The sequence below is a fragment of the Amycolatopsis heterodermiae genome (genome assembly GCF_034929455.1).
Lineage (GTDB): Bacteria > Actinomycetota > Actinomycetes > Mycobacteriales > Pseudonocardiaceae > Amycolatopsis > Amycolatopsis heterodermiae.
In genome coordinates this window covers 307,117-323,000 of record NZ_JAYFSI010000005.1, presented here as the reverse complement: position 1 = coordinate 323,000, position 15,884 = coordinate 307,117, and the positions used below count along the sequence as shown (strand labels likewise).

The 15,884-nt window shown below is 72.2% G+C and carries 12 protein-coding genes; 11 read left to right on the top strand and 1 reads right to left on the bottom strand.

From position 1 onward, the window contains the following. The first annotated feature begins 25 nt into the window (after window positions 1–25). A complete protein-coding gene (locus VA596_RS23680; protein ID WP_323330117.1) occupies window positions 26–883 on the top strand; it encodes a thioesterase II family protein in 858 nt (285 codons plus the stop codon). A gap of 10 nt (window positions 884–893) precedes the next feature. Here the strand turns inward: VA596_RS23680 and VA596_RS23675 are convergent, their stop codons facing one another. Then, the gene (locus VA596_RS23675; RefSeq protein ID WP_323330115.1) at window positions 894–3,752 is read right to left on the bottom strand and encodes an AfsR/SARP family transcriptional regulator; all 2,859 of its coding nucleotides are present in this window, start codon (window positions 3,750–3,752) and stop codon (window positions 894–896) included. Window positions 3,753–4,058: 306 nt separating this feature from the next. On the opposite strand from VA596_RS23675, the gene VA596_RS23670 reads away from it, so the two are divergent. From VA596_RS23670 to VA596_RS23625, 10 genes are read left to right on the top strand one after another with little or no spacing between them, the layout of a single operon-like run. Beyond that, window positions 4,059–4,928, top strand: a complete 870-nt coding sequence (locus VA596_RS23670) for a ParB/RepB/Spo0J family partition protein (RefSeq protein ID WP_323330114.1) — start codon at window positions 4,059–4,061, stop codon at window positions 4,926–4,928. Between the two features lie 4 nt (window positions 4,929–4,932). Then, window positions 4,933–5,973 (top strand): NAD-dependent epimerase/dehydratase family protein, encoded by a 1,041-nt coding sequence (locus VA596_RS23665; RefSeq protein ID WP_323330112.1) that lies wholly within the window; start codon window positions 4,933–4,935, stop codon window positions 5,971–5,973. A 54-nt stretch (window positions 5,974–6,027) separates the two neighbouring features. Beyond that, entirely contained in the window at window positions 6,028–7,098 is a 1,071-nt protein-coding gene (locus VA596_RS23660; protein WP_323330111.1) for a class I SAM-dependent methyltransferase, read from the top strand. A 50-nt stretch (window positions 7,099–7,148) separates the two neighbouring features. Next, a complete protein-coding gene (locus VA596_RS23655; protein ID WP_323330109.1) occupies window positions 7,149–8,852 on the top strand; it encodes a prenyltransferase/squalene oxidase repeat-containing protein in 1,704 nt (567 codons plus the stop codon). Beyond that, entirely contained in the window at window positions 8,849–10,177 is a 1,329-nt protein-coding gene (locus VA596_RS23650; RefSeq protein WP_323330108.1) for a cytochrome P450, read from the top strand. The genes VA596_RS23655 and VA596_RS23650 overlap by 4 nt, the downstream gene beginning before the upstream one ends. Before the next feature lie 8 nt (window positions 10,178–10,185). Beyond that, window positions 10,186–11,385: a cytochrome P450 gene (locus VA596_RS23645; protein ID WP_323330107.1), complete on the top strand. Its 1,200-nt coding sequence runs from the start codon at window positions 10,186–10,188 to the stop codon at window positions 11,383–11,385. Beyond that, the gene (locus VA596_RS23640) at window positions 11,382–12,632 is read left to right on the top strand and encodes a cytochrome P450 (RefSeq protein WP_323330105.1); all 1,251 of its coding nucleotides are present in this window, start codon (window positions 11,382–11,384) and stop codon (window positions 12,630–12,632) included. The genes VA596_RS23645 and VA596_RS23640 overlap by 4 nt, the downstream gene beginning before the upstream one ends. Continuing rightward, window positions 12,632–13,792 carry a macrolide family glycosyltransferase gene (locus VA596_RS23635; protein WP_323330103.1) on the top strand — a complete coding sequence of 387 codons (1,161 nt, stop codon included), beginning with the start codon at window positions 12,632–12,634 and terminating at the stop codon, window positions 13,790–13,792. The genes VA596_RS23640 and VA596_RS23635 overlap by 1 nt, the downstream gene beginning before the upstream one ends. A 27-nt stretch (window positions 13,793–13,819) precedes the next feature. Next, complete coding sequence (locus VA596_RS23630; RefSeq protein WP_323330101.1) at window positions 13,820–15,007, top strand: cytochrome P450; 1,188 nt, start codon at window positions 13,820–13,822, stop codon at window positions 15,005–15,007. Window positions 15,008–15,051: 44 nt separating this feature from the next. Beyond that, complete coding sequence (locus VA596_RS23625; protein WP_323330099.1) at window positions 15,052–15,882, top strand: phytanoyl-CoA dioxygenase family protein; 831 nt, start codon at window positions 15,052–15,054, stop codon at window positions 15,880–15,882. Window positions 15,883–15,884 lie beyond the last annotated feature (2 nt).

Genomic DNA, 15,884 nt, shown 5'->3' with positions numbered 1-15,884 from the left:
TCCTGGGTTCCAGCACCGCAACCGCTTGCCCACCATCCCGCCCGCCGCGGCGGGCGGGATGGTGGTCGGGTGGTGCCCGGGTGGTGCTGCCGGGGACGGACGGCGGGCCTGGGGGCTCGTCCTCGCCGAGGGGACAGCGATGGTGGTCGTCCGGGAGACCGGCGTGTGGGTGCGGCGGTTCCACCCCGCCTCGCAGCCGGCCGCGCGGCTGGTCTGCTTCCCGCCCGCCGGCGGTTCCGCGAGCCACTTCTACCCGGTGTCCCGGGTCATGGGGCCCGAGGTCGACGTGGTGTGCCTGCAGTACCCGGGGCGGCAGGACCGCAGTGGCGAACCGCCCCTGGACACGGTGGCGGCGTTCGCCGACGAGATCGCGACGGCGCTGGAGCCCTGGACCGGTGTGCGCCTGATCCTCTTCGGGCACGGCCTGGGGGCCACGATCGCCTACGAGACCGCTCGCCGGCTGGAGGCCGCCGGTGTCGCGGTGGCCGCGCTGATCGTGTCCGGCCGGCGCGGCCCCACGACGTTCCGGGACGAGCGGATGCACCAGCTCGACGACGACCAGCTGCTCGCCGAGGCACGCTGCCTGTCGGAACTGGGCGACGCCCTTCTCGACGACGGCATCGCGCGCGCGGTGCTCCCCGCGCTGCGCGCCGGTCACCACGCGGCGGAGACCTACCGGCACACCTCCGGCGAGCCGTTGCGCTGCCCGGTGACCGTCCTGATCGCCGACGCCGACCCCGTGGTCACGGTCGCCGAGGCCAAGGACTGGGAGGCCCACACGACGGGCCCCTTCCAGCTGACGGTGTTCCCTGGTAGCCGCTTCTCCCCGCCGGACCGCCTGCAGGAGGTGGCCGCGGCCGTCCGGGCGCACGTCGCCTCGTGACCGCGCCGGGTCACCGTGCGCCGAGGGGCCCGGCCAGTACCGCGTCGCCGATGGTCTTCGGCATGCCCAGCACGGCCCGGGCGTAGGACAGGACACGGCGGTCGCCGGTCGTGGTGTGCAGATCCAGCGCCCGCATGATGATTTCGACGGCTTCGTCGTGCCGGCCGAGGATCCGGTGGGTCTCGCCGAGGTGGATCAGGTAACGCAGGACGTCCGGGTCGTTGCCGGCCCGTTCGCTGTCCTCGGCCGCCTGCCGGTAGCGCTCGATCGCCGTGACGTGCACCCCGTGTTCGCGGTAGGCGCTGCCCAGGTAGTCCAGGGCGACCAGGAACCCGTGGATGTCCTCGACCCGGTGGTACACGTCCAGAGCGCTTTGGTGGTACCGGATCGCCTCGTCGGGCCGGTGCTGACGGCCGTAGACCTCGGCCAGCCCCATCGCCGAGAACGCCTCGGCGCAGTGGTGGCCGATCTTCCGGCAGAGCGACAGGGCCGACGCGTAGTGGGCGATGGCCTTCCGGTGCTGCCCGAGCTGGGTCCAGCCGAACGCGACGCCCAGGAGCAGCTCGCACTCGGTGAAGCGGTCGCCGAGCCTGCGCACCGCCCGGAGTGCGACCTCGTAGGCGGCGATGCCGTCGGCCCAGCGCTGCCTGGTGTCGAAAAATCCCTGCAGCCGCACCGAAATCTGCCACGCGTGGGTCAGCAGGTCGTTCTCCTCGGCGAGGCGGATCAGGTGCAGCAGGGTGGGCTCCGCGCCGTCGAACCACGCGAGCGCCTCGTCGGCGTCGCCGAAGGCCAGCGGGGTCACCGGCGGATCCGGCGGGCCGAGCTCCTTGTGGGGACGTTCCCAGTGGATCAGCCGGCCTGCCGCATCCGCCGTGTGGAGGTAGTAGTCGAGTACGCGGCGCAGCGCACCGCGTACTCCGGACGGCTCCGCGGTGCGGGCGCGTTCGGCCACCAGCGTGTGCATCAGCGGGTGGAACTCGTACCGGCCGGGAGCCGTGTGCCGGAGCACGTGGGCGTCGACGAGCTCCTCGAGCCGGCGGTCCGCGGCCGAGACGCTCAGCCCGGCCAGCGCCGCGGCGGCGTGGAGCTCGATGCCGCTTCCCGGCAGGAGCCCCAGGACAGTGAGCATCCGCTGGTCTTCCGGGCCGAGATCGGTGATCGACCGGGCGAACGCGGTGAGCACGCCGTGGTCGCCCGTGCGCAGCTCCCCCAGCCGCAGCCTCTCGTCGGCCAGGCGTTCCCGCAGGTAGCGGAGGTTCCACGAGGGACGGTGGGACAGGCGTGCCGCGGCGATCCGGAGGGCCAGCGGCAGCCGGCCGCACAGCTCGACGATCTCCTCGATCAGCTCCGGCGGTTCGCCCGGCAGCCGGTTCGCCGTGCTGAGCCGCAGGAACAGGGCGATCGCCTCGGTGAGCGGCGGGACCTCGAGCGACAGCGACTGCACCTGCGGCAGCCCGGTCAGCCGCTTCCGGCTGGTGATCAGCGTCCGGTGGTCGCCGGCCCCGGGCAGCAGCGGGCCGACCTGGGCCTCGTCGTGCGCGTTGTCGAGGACCACGAGCATCCGGCGGGAGGCGAGGAGGGACCGGTACAGGCTGGCGCGCTCCTCGGTGCCGGCCGGGACCTCGCCGGCCGGGACGTCCAGGGCGCGCAGCATCCGGTCGAGGGCTTCGTGGGGGGTGAGCGGCTCGACGCCGCTGGTGAAGCCGTGCAGGTCGAGGTAGAGGTGCCCGTCGGGATAGCTCGCCATGAGCTGGTGCGCGGCGTGGACCACCAGCGTGGTCTTGCCCACGCCGGCCATGCCGTCGACGGCGGTGATCAGGTACTGGTGGGGTGCGGGAGCCGGCTGCGGTCCGACGAGCTGGGCCAGCTCGGCCGTCCGCCCGGTGAACGTCGCCAGGTCGACCGGCACCTGGGCGGGCCGGTCGAGGCCGCGCCGGGGGAGGGGCACGCCCGGCCGGATGAGCACGGCCTTCCTGGCCGGGCGCGGCAGCCGGAACCGGTGTGGCCGGCCGTGTCCGCCCGGGCCGGGCACACCGCCGGAGCGTGCCGGATCGGACTGACCCGGCTCCGCGTGCGCGACGAGTCCTTTGGCCGGTGCGGGAACGCCCTGGTCGGGATCTTCGTCCGCGAGCAGGCTCTGGTGCAGGTCGCGCAGCTCGGCGCCGGGCTCCACGCCGAGCTCCTCGACGAGGCGGGTTCTGGCCTGGCGGAACACGTTCAGGGCTTCCGCCCGCTGGCCGGAGCGGTGCAGGGCCACCATCAGCATGCAGGTCAGCCGCTCCCGCAACGGGTGGCACAACACCAGCGCGCGGAGCTCGGGCAGCAGTTCGCCGTGTTCCCCCAGCGCCAGCCGGGCCTGCAGGTACTGCTCGTGGACGTGCTCGCGCCGCGCCTCCAGCCGGGCCGCCTCGGCGGCCAGCGGCGGGCCCAAGGGCACGTTGTCCAGCGCCTTTCCCCGCCACACGCCCAGCGCGCGCTCGAAGTGCTGGCGGGCAACGGAATCGTCGCCGGCCTTCTCGCCCTTCCTGGCCAGCTCTTCGAAACCGGTCACGTCCAGTTCGCCGTCGTGGACGACCACCAGGTGCCCGCCCTGCTGGGTCAGCAGCCGGGACTGTTCCTCGCCCGGCACCCGCAGGAGCCGCCGCAACCGGGTCAGGTAAGTGCGCAAATTGGACTCGGCCGAGTTCGGGACGTCCGACCAGACCAGCTGCAGCAGCTGGCTCGTCGGCACGACGTTGTTGGCACGCAACAGAAGTGCCACCAGAACGGCTCGCTGCTTCGGTCCGCCCAAGGGAAGCGCCTGTCCTTGGAGGTCGACGGCGACCGGCCCCAGCAGCTGGAAATCGAGCCCATGATTCGACAGCATCCCCGAACCTCCCAGTGAGGCCCACCGTACGGCTTCGGCTGTATGCACGCAATGTGCGGCTCCGTGTGCACGGGCCACCGGAGAATGATCACCATCGACGGACCGAAGGGTGGCTCAATGGACCGTCAGGGCCGTGGCGAAGCATCGCCCCTCCCGCCGGATGGTGACGGTGACGCACCGTCGTTGCTGCGGGCGCACCAGTCGGCTGGAACACCACCGGAAACTGTTCCGATCGACCTCCTCCGGCCCGGCACGTCCCCGCGTACCGGGGGAATGAGCCGGGAGCACGTCCACACACTGGCCACAGTGGATGAGGAGCTGCCGCCGATCATCGTGCACCGGCCCACCATGCGCGTGATCGACGGCGCGCACCGGCTGCGGGCCGCGGAGCTGCGTTCCCGGCGGGACATCGAGGTGCGGTTCTTCGACGGTGACGAGGACGACGCCTTCGTGCTCGCGGTCGAGGCGAACACGGCCAACGGCCTGGCGCTGTCGGTCGAGGAACGCAAGGCGGCGGCCGCGCGGATCATCGTCACCCACCCGGCGCGCTCGGACCGGTGGATCGCCTCGGTCGCCGGGCTCGCCGCGACCACGGTGGGTGCGCTGCGCAGGTGTTCGAGTGTCAGCGACACGCAGTCGAACACGCGGGTCGGCCTGGACGGCCGGACGCGTCCGCTCGACAGCTCCGAGGGGCGCAGGCTGGCCGGCGAACTGATGCGCTCCAACCCGAACCGGTCACTCCGGGACATAGCGCGCGCCGTGGGCATCGCCCCGTCCACCGTGCTGGACGTGCGCAACCGGCTCAGCCGCGGCGCGGACGCCGTGCCCACCCGCCGGGAGAACCCGGCGAAGACGGGCGGAGCGGGACGGGACCCGGGGGCACCACGGCGTCAGGGCAGCTCCCGCGCCGCGCCCGACCTGCCGCCCGACGCCATCATGCGGACCCTGCGGCAGGACCCGTCGCTGCGGTTCAACGAGGCGGGCCGGGCCCTGCTTCGCTGGCTGGACAAGCACAACGTCGCCGGCCAGGCGCTGCCGCCGCTGGGGGACGTCCCGATGCACTGCCTGAGCACGATCGCCGCGCTGGCCCAGCACAACGCGAAGTACTGGACCGAGCTCAGCGAGCGCGTCGGCACCCTCGACGCGGACCCGCTGCCGACCGAGGGGGCCGGGTAACCGCATGGACCACGGCGCGCGCCCCGCGGTGATGATCACCGGCGGCTGCGGCTTCATCGGCTCGCACCTGGCCAGGAGCCTGGCGGGGCAGGGGTTCCCGGTCACCGTCGTCGACCGGGAACGGTGGCCGGACGACCTGGTCGACTCCGTGCGGATCGACGTGACCGACTTCGACGACTGCGTCAAGGTCGTCAGCACGGTGGACCCCGGCATCATCTTCCACCTGGCCGCGTCCTCGACCATCGACTCGGCCTTCCGCGACCCGCGCGGGTCACTGGCCGACAACATCGGCGGCACGATGAACATGCTCGAGGCCGCCAGGACGAGCTGCACGGACCTGCGGCGGTTCGTGCTGGCGTCCACGGACAAGGTCTACGGGGAGCTGACCGGGGACGCGTACGTCGAGACCTCGGCGCTGGAGGCCCGCGGGGCCTACGACGTCGGCAAGCTGTCCGCCGACAACCTGGTGCGGCTGTACGGCTACGAGTTCGGCCTGCCGGTGACGACCATCCGGCTGTGCAACGTCTTCGGGCCCGGCGATCCGAACACCGGCTCCCGGATCGTGCCGCGGACACTGGACCGGCTGTTCGCCCCGGCCGGGGCGCGGCCGCCGGTGATCTACGAGGACTCGCTGGGGCACGGCCGGGACTACGTCTACGTTTCCGACGTCGTCCGGGCGCTGGAGACGATCGCCTTCGAGACCGCCGCGCGCGGTGAGGTGTTCAACATGGCGCCCGCCGCGCACCGGACGACGCTGGAGCTGGTCGAGGAGATGATCGACCTGGCCTGGCGAGCCTGCGCACCGTCCGACTGGGACCGTGCGAACGCCATCCGGGCCAACGGTTACGAGGTGGTCGGCGGCGCCGGCTCGCCCAGTGTCCTGCGCCGGCAGCACTGTGCCGCCCCCAAGCTGGCCGCCCTCGGGTTCCGCAACCGGGTGTCCCTTTCGGACGGTCTGCAGCGCACCATCGGCTCGTTCCTGCGTGATCGCGGCATCGGCGGGCGAACATTTGCCCGGCCGGAAGGCGGCCGGTTACCTTCGTGACCGGTACCGGCGCGAGTCCAGCAAACCGTGGTCCACCCGTCGGAAGGTTGGGAAATGGTGTCGACTGGCCGGAAACAGGCATCCGGCGACGCCGAGCTCCGACGCCGCCGGGCGGAGTACGCGGACGAGCGCGAGCGCGGGAACTTCTTCCACCCGAGGGCGGAGTCGTGCCCGTGGTGCGGGGCCCGGGAGATCGGGCCGCGCATCCGGCTGGCGGACACCCGGCAGGGCAAGCCCGGGACGTTCGGCATGGACGAATGCCGTTCGTGCGGCCACGTCTTCCAGAACCCCCGCCTGACGGACGCCGGGCTGGCGTACTACTACCGCGACGTCTACGACGGGCTGGGCCGCGAGCACTACGCCTCGATCGCCGAGCGCAGCCGGCCGGCGTACCGCAAGCGCGTGCAGCTGCTCGATGACCACCCGCGGTCCGGACGCTGGCTCGACGTCGGGGCGCGGCAAGGTCACTTCTGCCGTGAGGCCCGCGTTTCGCTGCCGGGCACCACGTTCCACGCGCTGGATCCCAGCGAGGAGATCCTGCGTGCGCAGGACCGGGGCTGGGTGGACGCCGGGGAGTGCACACCCCTGCTCGAGTTCGCCGAGGACCACGTCGCCGAGTTCGACGTCGTCAGCCTGATCCACTACCTGGAACGCACGACCTCGCCTCGCGAGGAGCTGAGCGCCGTGCGCAAGGTGCTGCGCCCCGGCGGGGTCGTGCTGATCGAGCTGGTCAACCCGCACAGCCGGTACGCGCGGCTGCACGGCCGGTTCTGGTACTGCTGGATGGCACCGCAGAACCTGCACCTGATGCCCCGGCACAACGTGCGCGAACTGCTGGAGGAACACGGTTTCGCCGTGTCGCACGTGGAGCTGGGCGCGGCGAACAAGCCGTTCGACAACCTGGCCGCGCTGCTGACCGCGCTCAACCACCACCTGCCACCGGCGAGACCGTGGCCGTGGCTGAGCCGCGGGGGCGGACCGGCCGGCCGGGTGCTCCGGGCGGGCGCGATGCTCCTCGCCGGCCCGTTCCTCGGTCTCGCCTTCGTGCTGGACCTGCTCCTGCACCTGGTGATCAGGCGCGGACGCGGCGGCAACACCTATCGGATCGTCGCCGTCGCCGGGTGAACGAAAGCCTTTCGCAGCAGCGCATTCTGTCGACACGGGAAGGCGGGGCAGTGAACCTCGACCAGCTTCGGACGCGGGCGGAGAAGGCCGCCGAACGCGCGATCACCCACCTGTACGACCGGCAGCGGGAGGACGGGTCCTGGGTGGACCGGCTCTCGTCGTCGACGATTGCCACCGCGCTCGGCCTGCTCTCCCTCAACCGCGCCGATCCCCAGGCCCACCGGGAACGCGTCGAGTCCGCGGTGCGGTGGCTGCGGGCGAACCAGCGCGACGACGGGGGCTGGGCCATGGCGGACGCCGAATGGCCCAGCAGCCCGGGGATGACCGCGTTCGGGCTCGCCGCGTTGCACGAGACGGATCGCGAGCGCTCCCACGACGCCATCGAACGGGCCCGGACGTTCATCGACGAGAACGACGGGATGAACGTCATCCCCGGCCTGACCGGCGAGGCACCGAAGACGTGGCCGGCGGCCCTGCCGACGATCTGGGCGCTCACCGGCCTGCGGGACTTCGACCAGCAGCCCGACATGCCCGTGGAGGCGATCCTGGTGCCGCGGCGGTGGCGCAACAAGGTGTCGATCGCGCTGCCCGCCATCCTCGCGCTCGGCGTCATGCAGAGCCGGACGATCAACCGCGGCCTGGCGCGCCGGGTCCTCGGCCGGATCGCCGAGCCCCTGGCCCTGGACTGGCTGCGGGAGATCTCCGGCACCAACGGCGGCATCGAGGAGTGCCCGATGATCGCCGGGTTCGTCTACCTCGGGCTGCGGGAGGCCGGGGTCGGGACGGACCTGCAGCTCGCGTCCCTGCGCTATCTGCTGGAAACCCAGCGGGCGGACGGGTCGTGGGCCATCGACCGGGACCTGGAGATCTCCGTCACCGCGTACTCGGTCATGGCGCTGGGCGAGTTCCAGGAGGTGGCGAGCGAACCGCTGCTGCGGGGCACCCGGGAATGGCTGCTGCGCAACCAGTGGAACAAGCCGTTCGGCCAGTTCGACATCCCGGCCGGGGGCTGGGGGTGGGCCAACCCGTCCGGCTGGCCGGAGTCCGAAGACACGGCCGTGGTGCTCGGCGTGCTCGCCGACCTCGGCCTGCCGCGCTCCCACCCGGCCGTCCAGCTCGGCATCCACTGGCTGCTGACCATGCAGAACAAGGACGGTTCGTGGTCGGAATGGGTGCGCAACACCAGCATCATGAACGACCGGCCGTGTCCCGGCGTGACGGCTCACGTCATCATGGCGTTGCGGCAGTTCGGCGTGCCGAGCTCGGCGGGCGCGATCGCCAGGGGACTGGCCTACCTGACCGAGCACCAGGAAGCCGACGGTGCCATCGAGTCGGTGTGGTTCCGGGACAACACCCACGGCACCTCCCGCCTGCTCGAAGTGCTGACCGACTGCGGGCGGGGCGGCACGCCGGAGGCCGGGGCGGCCCGGAAGTGGTTGCTGGCCAACCAGGCGGCGGACGGCGGCTGGCCGCTGCGCCACGAGCTCCCGCCGGAGGGCAGCACGGCGGAGGAGACGGCGTGGGCGCTGTTCGCGTTGCTCAAGGGTGGTGCAGACCCCCGCGCCGGGGCCATCCTGCGAGCCGTGGAATGGCTGGTGGACCGTCAGGACGACCGGGGTACGTGGCGCCCGAGCAACGTCGGGCTGTACTTCGACGACCTGTGCTACACCGACGACCTGATCGCCCACACCTTCGCGCTGCGTGCCCTCGGCCGGTGGCTGAAGCTGCTGGCCGGCAGCGGTGAGAACCGGTGACGGGCCTGCCGCCCGGTCCGCGGCTGCCGGCGCTGCTCCAGACCGTGCTGTGGGCCGCGGCCCCCGCGCGGTTCGGCAAGGTCTGCCTGCGGCGGTACGGGCCGCTGTTCACCACGCGGATCCTGGGTTTCGGCACCGTCGTCTACATCAGCACGCCGGACGGCATCCGCCGCATCCTGCGGGACGACGCGGACAACTTCGACGCGGCGGCCGCCAACGAGTCGATCCGGTTCGTGGTCGGCGAGCACTCGCTGCTGATGTCGGACGGCCCGGCGCACACCGACCGGCGCCGGGCGCTGATGCGGCCGCTGCACGGTGAGAACGTCGCGGCCTACGTCGAGGTGATGGTGTCCATTGTGGAGCAGGAGGTCCGGCGCTGGCAGGAAGGCGCGACGGTCCGGCTGCTCGACTGCTTCCAGCGGGTGACCATCGAGGTGATGATCCGAGCGGTGTTCGGGATCACCGACTCCGCCCGGCTGGACCGGCTGCGGGTGCTGGTGCCGCGGCTGCTGGACCTCAACCCGCTGATCATCCTGCTGCCGGTGATGCGCCGGTCGTTCGGCGGGTTCGGTCCGTGGACGGCGTTCCAGCGGATCCTGCGCGAGGTCGACGAAATCATCTTCGCGGAGATCCGGGAACGCCGGGCCGCCCTGGCCGCCGACCCGGGCCGCCGCGGTCCCGACGTGCTGTCGCACCTGCTGGCCGGGCAGGACCGGGTCCCGGCCACCGACCGGGAGGTGCGCGACCACCTGGTCACGCTGCTGGCGGTCGGGCAGGAGACGGCGGCCACGCAGCTGGCCTGGTTCTTCGAACGGGTGCTGCGCACGCCGGGCGCCCTCGCGCAGGTGCGGGACGCCGTCCGGGACGAGGACTGGAAGGTGCTCGACGCCGCGATCCACGAGTCGATCCGCGTCCGGCCGACGACCCTGGACATCGGCCGGATCGCCCTCGGCCCGTGGGAGTCGGACGGCTACGTCTTCCCGGCGGGGACCATGTTCGCGGTCTCGCTGGGCCTGCTGCACCTGTCCGAGGACCTGCACGAGGACCCGGAGACCTACTCGATCGAGCGGTTCCACCCCGTCGAACCGCCGAGTGCGCACTTCCTGCCGTTCGGTGGCGGGAACCACCGGTGCCTCGGCGCGTCGCTGGCGATCGTCGAGATGCGCACCGTCATCAGCACGATCCTGCGCCACGTCCGGCTGGGCGTGCGCCGGGCGGCGCCGGAACGCGTGGTCCCGAAGGGACCGATGCTGGTTCCCCGGCGCGGCGCGGAGGTGGTCGTGGTGCACAACCAGCTGACGGCCCCGTCACCGGGGCGAAGGTGAGGTGGACCATGGCGGTCCGGTCGTTCCCGTTCCCGCGGACGCCCCGTCTGGACCTGGAACCGGAGTATTCCCTTCTGCAGCAGCAGGAACCGGTGAGCCGGGTCCGGTTCCCCTACGGCGAAGAGGCGTGGCTGGTCTCCCGGTACGCCGACGTCCGCACGGTCCTCACGGACCCGCGGTTCTCCCGCGCCGCCTCGCTCGAGCGGGACGTCCCCCGCGTCACCGAGGAGAACTTCAGCGGCGGGATCGTCGCGATGGACCCGCCGGAGCACACGAGGGTCCGTTCGGTGTGCCGGCACGCGTTCACCGCCCGGACCGTGGCCCGGCTGCGGGAACGCGCCACCGCGATCGCCACGGAGCTGGTCAAGGACGCGCTCGCGGAGGAGGCGTTCGACGGGGTCGAGGACTTCGCGCTGCCGTTCACCCTCAAGGTGATCTGCGACCTGCTGGGCGTGCCCTACGAAGAACGCGAGCAGTTCCGGCACTGGGCCGAGGCCGGCCTCGCGACGACATCCATCTCCGAGGACGAGCGCTGGGCCGCGACCGGGCAGATGTGGGACTACGTCGCGGGACTGGTGGCCGACCGGCGCGGGCGGCCGCGGGACGACCTGATCTCGGCCATGCTGGCCGTCCAGGGGGAGTCCGGCACGGTGACCGACGACGAGCTGGTGATCGTCGTGATGACCATCCTCGTCGCGGGCTACGAGACCACGTCCACCCAGCTGCCGAACTTCGTGTACGTGCTGCTGGCGGTCCCCTCGCGGTTCCGTGCCCTGGTGGCCGATCCGGCGCTCGTCCCGACGGCGGTCGAGGAGCTGATGCGGTACGTGCCGCTGGAGGCGAACGGCACGACGCCGCGGTACGCGCTGGAGGACGTCGAGCTGAGCGGCGTCCTCGTCGAGGCCGGGTCGCCCGTGGTCGCCGCGTCCGTGATCGCCAACCGCGACCCGCGCGTCTTCACCGATCCGGACCGGGTGGACCTCGGCCGCGCCCCCAACCCCCACCTCGGGTTCGGGCTCGGTGCGCACTTCTGCCTCGGCGCCCCGCTCGCGCGGCTGGAACTGCAGGTGGCGCTGGAGGTCCTGACCACCGCCGCGCCCGGGCTGCGGCTCGTCCCGGACGAGTCCGCGATCACCTGGAAGGCCGGCACGCTCATGCGTGGCCCGGCCCGGCTGATGCTGACCGAAGAGGGAGGGAAGAAGCCGTGACATCACCAGAAGGTCCCGGTGCCGTGGTCACCTCGCGGGAACCGCCGCCGGTGGAACGGTTCCGGCCGACGGACATCGACGGGCTGGACTGGCGGGAGCTGCGCGCGACCTGTCCGGTCTCGCGGGCCACGACGGCGGACGGCGCCGGCGTCTGGCTGGTCAGCCGTTACGCCGACATCCGCCGGGTGCTGGGCGGCCTGGACTTCAGCGTGTCGCCGATCGACCCCGGCCGGGGCAGCGGCACGGCCGAGGCGAACGAGTCGATCTTCCAGGACCCGCCGGAGCACACCCGGCTGCGCGGCCTGGTCGCCGGCCCGTTCGCGGTCGGGTACGTCGGGCGGTACCGCGACGCGATCCGGCGCAAGGCCGACGCCCTGCTCGAGGTCATGAGCGGGCGGGCGGACGTCATGGCGGACTTCGCGAAACCGCTGACGATGAACGTCATCGCCGAGGTCGTCGGGGTGCCCGAGCCGGACCGCGGAATGTTCCAGCGGCTGTCCGACCAGCTGCTCGTGCCGCTGTCGGAGGCCCAGGGCGTGGTGGCGCTCGAGGGCTGGAAACAGCTGAACGACTACGTGCGGGACCTGATCGCCGAGCGGCGCCGCACGGGCCGCCGGGACGGCGGCGACCTGCTCGCGCACATGATCCGGGCGCAGGAGGACGACGGCACGGTCGACGACGTCGAGCTGGCCACGATGGTGCTCGGCCTGCCCGTGGCCGGGTACGTCAGCACGGCCAACGCGATCGCCGTCGCCGTGCGCTACCTGCTGGAGTTCGGGTGGCTCGGCCGGCTACGCGCCGAGCCGCCCGGCGATCCGGCGCTGCGCAAGGGTTTCGTCGAGGAGGTCCTGCGGATCCAGTCCGGGGACAACGGCGAGTCGATGCCGCGGTTCGCCACCACCGACGTCCGGCTCGGCGACCGCACGATCCGCAAGGGCGACACGGTGGTCGCGCCGCTGTTGGCGGCCAACCGGGACGACGAGCTGTTCGAGCGTCCCGACACGTTCGACCCGCGGCGGCCGGGACCGGCCCGCCACCTCGCGTTCGGGTTCGGGATCCACCGCTGCGTCGGCGCGAACCTGGCGCGGCTGGAACTGCAGGTCGCCCTCGACGCACTGGTCGAGTGCGACCGGGACTTCCGCATGCTGGAGGACTGGAAGGCCGTGCCGTGGAAGGTGAACATGCTCGGCGACCGGTTCCCGGAACGGATGACGGTCGGCGTGGCCACGAGGAACGGGCGGGTGTGATGGGGAAGTACGTGCTGTTCGCGTCGATTCCGGCCTGGGGGCACATCTACCCCGTGATGGCGGGGCTCACCGAGCTGGCCGCGCGCGGGCACCGGGTGCGCTGCGTGGCGGCGACCGGGTTCGCCCAAGAGGTCGGCCGGTCCGTGGACGTCGTGCCGTACGAGTCCCCGATGGACTCCGCGCGGGCCGAGCTCGCCGACATGGGCAACGTGCTGTCGCTCATGCTCGAGGAGACGCGGACGTCCTACGCGGTGCTCGAAAAGCTGGTGCGCGAGGAGCGGCCCGACGTCATCGTCTCCGACGTGCTGGCCACGTCGGGCTGGCTGCTCGGCCAGGCCTTCGGCATCCCGCTGGTCCGCACCTGGCCGGTGTTCGCGTCGAACTCCGAGTTCTCGCTGCACCAGGACTACGAGTCACGGCCGGACACCGAGGAGTCGATGGCGGATTTCTTCGGTGCGGTGGCGGGGTTCCTGGCCGAGACCGGGGTACCGGACGTGCGGCCGGAGCAGTTCTTCGACAACGAGGCCGACCGCAACATCGCGCTGTTCCCTCGCGAAATGCAGCCGCGCGGGGAGACGTTCGACTCCCGGTTCACGTTCATCACCCCGTGCATCCGCCCGGCCGAGGAGTCGGCGGAGCTCGGCTGGCTGCGTGCTTCCCAGCCCTTGGCGGTGGTTTCGCTCGGCACGGTCTTCAACGAGAAGATCGGCTTCTTCCGGACCTGCCTCGAGGGGATCGACCGGCTCGGCTGGCACGCCGCGGCGGCGCTGGGGGACAAGGTCACGCCGGCGGACGTCGGGCCGGTCTCGGACCGGGTGCTGCTGCGCCGCAGCCTGCCGATGATCGACAGCCTGCGCCACGCGTCGGTCGCGATCTCCCACGGCGGCCTGACGAGCACGATCGAGGCGCTCGCGCAGGGCGTCCCGGTGCTCGTCGCGCCGCAGATCGGCGAGCAGCACGCCGTCGCGGACCGGGTCGAGGCCCTCGGGCTCGGCGTGCGGCTGCGTGAGCCGTTCACCGCGGCCGAGGTGGCCGACCTGATCAAGCAGGTCGCCCACGACACGGCGATGGCGGAACGGCTCGCGGAGTTCCGGCGGAAGCTGCGGGGCGGCCGCGGCGGCGGGGAGTTCGCCGACGCCGTCGAAGCCGCCTGTCCCTGAAAGCCCGACCACAGGAAGGGAACCGTCGTGTCGCAGGACCAACTGACGACGCCGCTGACCGGCTACCCGTTCGCGCGTGACTCGGTCATCGAGCCCTCGCCCGAGCTGGCGCGGCTGCGCGCCGCGGCCCCGATCCACAAGGTGACCACGGCCGGGGGTGGCGAGGCGTGGCTCGTGACCCGGTACCAGGACGTGCGGACGCTGCTGGGGCACCCGGCGTTCGGCACCCAGTACCCGGGCGTCATGCCGACGGTGGACGAGAACAACCTCGCGGCCGGCTTCATGTTCCTGAAGGACCCGCCGGACCACACCAGGCTGCGCCGCAGCGTGGCCAAGGCGTTCACCGCGCGCCGGATCGCCGGGCTGCGGGAGCGCGCGCAGGAGATCTCCGACGAGCTGGTCGAGACGATGCTGGCGAACGGGCCGGTCGCCGACCTCCAGGAGGTGTTCGCCTACCCGCTGCCGATCGCGATCATCTCGGAACTGCTGGGCGTTCCCGCCGTCGACCGGGACCGCTTCCGCGGCTGGGCGGACATCGTGCTGGGCGCGGGTGTGGCTTCGGGTGGCGACGTCGCCACGGCGTTCACCGACCTGCAGCAGTTCGTCGTCCGGCTCGTGGCGTCGAAGCCCGACGGCGACGACCTGCTCAGCGACCTGGCGCGCCGGTCCGGCGAGCCGGACGAGCTGGACCGGCTGGAGCTCGCGTCGATGGCGATGGGCCTGCTGATGGCCGGCTACATCACGACCGCCGCCGCGCTCTCGCACGGCCTGCTGCGGCTGTTCGCGCACCCGCCGGTGCTGGACGGCCTGCGTGCCGGTGAGCTGGAGATCGAAGCGGTGGTGGAGGAACTGCTGCGCCTGCAGGACGAAGAGGTGGGCATCCAGCGGATCGCGCAGTCCGATGTGGACATCTGTGGCGTGCGGATCCGGACGGGCGAGACGGTGATCGCGTCCCGGGCCGGCGCCAACCGGGATCCCGCGGAGTTCGCGGACCCCGACGGGATGGCGTCGGGCGCGCGCAGTCCGCACCTGGCCTTCGGGCACGGCATCCACCACTGCCTCGGCGCCGCGCTCGCCCGGATGGAGCTGGCCGTCGGCCTCGGCACCCTGCTGGACCGGATACCGGGCCTGCGGCCGGCCGGCCCGCCGCACGAGGTGGTGTGGCGGGCGGACGCCATGGACGTCAGCATCGAGCGGCTGCCCGTCGAGTGGTGACCAGCGGACACGAGAACAGATCAACCCCGGAAAGGTTCCTGAGCATGGAAAAGACCGTTCCCCGTTTCACCCGGCCGTACGACGAGGCGGCGCTGGACGCCGCGGTCCGCGACCGCGGCGCCGCGGTCCTGTCCGCGGCCTACTCGCCCGAGCAGTGCGACACGTTCCTGTCCCAGGTCCGGGCCCACCTGGCGGAGAACCCGGAGGAGGCGGAGTACGCGGCGAACTCGGTGCTCGGCGGCTTCCAGGGCGACACCACCTCGACGCTGCACGGACTGGTCGGGGTCATCCCCGCTGCGCCGGACATGGTGCTGCAGAAGGATCTCGTGGGCTGCGCGCGCCGGGTGCTGAGCCCGTTGTCGGACACGATCCTGCTCACCATCGCCGAGTACATGGCCCGCGAGCCGGGCGCGTTCCGCCAGGAACTGCACTGCGACACCTTCTCGTGGCGGCACGTCCCGGCGGGGGAGAACCCTGTCGCGCTGACGGTGATGGCGGCGATGGGCGACTTCACGGCGGCCAACGGCGCGACGTGGGTGGTGCTCGACAGCCACGGCGGGCCGCCGACCGCGCCGGCGCCGGACTGGAGCGAGGCGGTGCAGGCCGAGATGAGCAAGGGTGACGCGCTGCTGTTCCGCGCGGACCTGTTCCACGCCGGCGGCGAGAACACCACCGAGTCCGACGTCCGGCAGATCTTCTCGATGGGCTTCCAGGTCGCGTGGCTGCGTCAGGTGGAGAACGGCACCCTCAGCGTTCCGCCCGCGCAGGCCGCGGCGCTGCAGCCCGAGCTGCAGGAGCTGCTCGGGTACTCGAACGAGCTGGTCCTCGGCCTCTACAAGGGCGGCCACCCGCGCAACGCCTTGAAGAACGTCTAGGC

Excerpts from the sequence above, each read along its gene's own strand:
- VA596_RS23675 (WP_323330115.1), bottom strand. The coding sequence starts at position 3,752 with ATGCTGTCGAATCATGGGCTCGATTTCCAGCTGCTGGGGCCGGTCGCC.
- VA596_RS23665 (WP_323330112.1), top strand. The coding sequence starts at position 4,933 with ATGGACCACGGCGCGCGCCCCGCGGTGATGATCACCGGCGGCTGCGGC.
- VA596_RS23660 (WP_323330111.1), top strand. The coding sequence starts at position 6,028 with ATGGTGTCGACTGGCCGGAAACAGGCATCCGGCGACGCCGAGCTCCGA.
- VA596_RS23645 (WP_323330107.1), top strand. The coding sequence starts at position 10,186 with ATGGCGGTCCGGTCGTTCCCGTTCCCGCGGACGCCCCGTCTGGACCTG.
- VA596_RS23635 (WP_323330103.1), top strand. The coding sequence starts at position 12,632 with ATGGGGAAGTACGTGCTGTTCGCGTCGATTCCGGCCTGGGGGCACATC.
- VA596_RS23625 (WP_323330099.1), top strand. The coding sequence starts at position 15,052 with ATGGAAAAGACCGTTCCCCGTTTCACCCGGCCGTACGACGAGGCGGCG.